This window comes from Micromonospora sp. C31, assembly GCF_018070575.1.
GTDB lineage: Bacteria > Actinomycetota > Actinomycetes > Mycobacteriales > Micromonosporaceae > Micromonospora.
In genome coordinates this window covers 1-1,408 of sequence record NZ_JAGPXN010000059.1, presented here as the reverse complement: position 1 = coordinate 1,408, position 1,408 = coordinate 1, and the positions used below count along the sequence as shown (strand labels likewise).

1 protein-coding gene is annotated in these 1,408 nt (G+C 68.5%); it reads left to right on the top strand.

The genetic code is table 11. The features are described from left to right. Positions 1-102: 102 nt before the first annotated feature. A complete protein-coding gene (locus KBX06_RS27420; protein WP_247686779.1) occupies positions 103-1,398 on the top strand; it encodes an IS701 family transposase in 1,296 nt (431 codons plus the stop codon). Positions 1,399-1,408 lie beyond the last annotated feature (10 nt).

Sequence of the window (1,408 nt, the reverse complement as noted above, 5' to 3'; positions counted from 1 at the left end):
TACTCCAACGTCACTTGGCTTCGGCGTTGGGCGTGGCGTGGGCATGAGGACGGCCACCGCGTTGATCATCGATGGTTTGTGAGGACAACCGAAGATCGCGCGATGGCCGTGGGCCACAGCGTAGACCCCACCGGGTGGCGGGGCGTTCTGGACGAGGCGGTGGCGCGTGTCGCTGACCGGTTCGTGCGGCCGGAACCGCGTGCGACGGCGGCACAGTTCGTGGAAGGGCTGCTGTCGGACGTAGAACGTAAAACCTGCTGGTCTTTGGCCGAACGCGCTGGTCACGCCGATCCGCAGGCGATGCAGCGGCTGCTGCGTACGGCGGTGTGGGACGCCGACGCCGTGCGCGATGACGTGCGTGACTGGCTGATCGAGCAACTCGGCCACCCCGACGCCGTGCTGGTCACCGACGAGACCGGCTTCCTCAAGAAAGGGGTGCGCTCGGTCGGGGTGCAGCGGCAGTACACCGGCACCGCCGGCCGTGTCGAGAACAGCCAGGTCGGGGTGTTCCTGGCCTACGTGTCACCAGCGGGGCGGGCGATGATCGACCGCCGGCTCTACATGCCGGAGACGACCTGGTGCGACCGTCCCGACCGTCTCACCGCCGCAGGCGTTCCCGATCAGGTCGGGTTCGCTACGAAGCCGGCCCTGGCCCGGCAGATGATCGCCACCGCGTTGGACGCCGGAGTTCCGGCCGGGTGGGTGACCGGCGACGAGGTCTACGGCGCCGACCCGGGCCTGCGCGCTGACCTGGAACACCGCGGGATCGGCTACGCCCTGGCCATCGGCTGCGACCGACGCGTGGCGGTCAACGACGGCCGCACCCTCGTACGCGTCGACGACCTTGCCAAGCGGATCCCCACCCGCGAGTGGCAGCTGCACAGTTGCGGGCCAGGGGCGAAAGGTCCTCGCGACTACCTGTGGGCCTGGATCACCACCGCCACCACCCTGGGTGAGCATCGGTGGCTGCTCATCCGTCGCAACCGGACCACCGGCGAGCTGGCCTTCTACCTGTGCTGGTCACCCCGCCCGGTGCCGCTACACACCCTCGTGACCGTCGCCGGCTCCCGCTGGAGCATCGAAGAACTGTTCCAGACCGGGAAAGGTCAGGTCGGCCTGGACCACTACCAAATCCGCAGTTGGACCGGCTGGCACCGGTTCATCACCCTGGCCATGCTCGCCCTGGCCGTCCTGACCATCCTCGCCGCCACAGCGCAGCAGCCCGACGCCGACCCGGAGATCATCACGCTGACCGTCGCCGAGATCCGCCGACTCCTCAACGCCTTCGTCCTCGCTGCGGCGCTACCGCCAGCGCACACCCTGCACTGGTCGATCTGGCGACGAACATCCCAAGCCAGAGCCCGACGATCCCACTACCAGCGCAGACAGGCGAAGTGACGTTGGAGTA

What these genes read in the sequence shown, in the direction of transcription:
- KBX06_RS27420 (WP_247686779.1), top strand. Translation starts at nt 103, where the DNA reads ATGGCCGTGGGCCACAGCGTAGACCCCACCGGGTGGCGGGGCGTTCTG.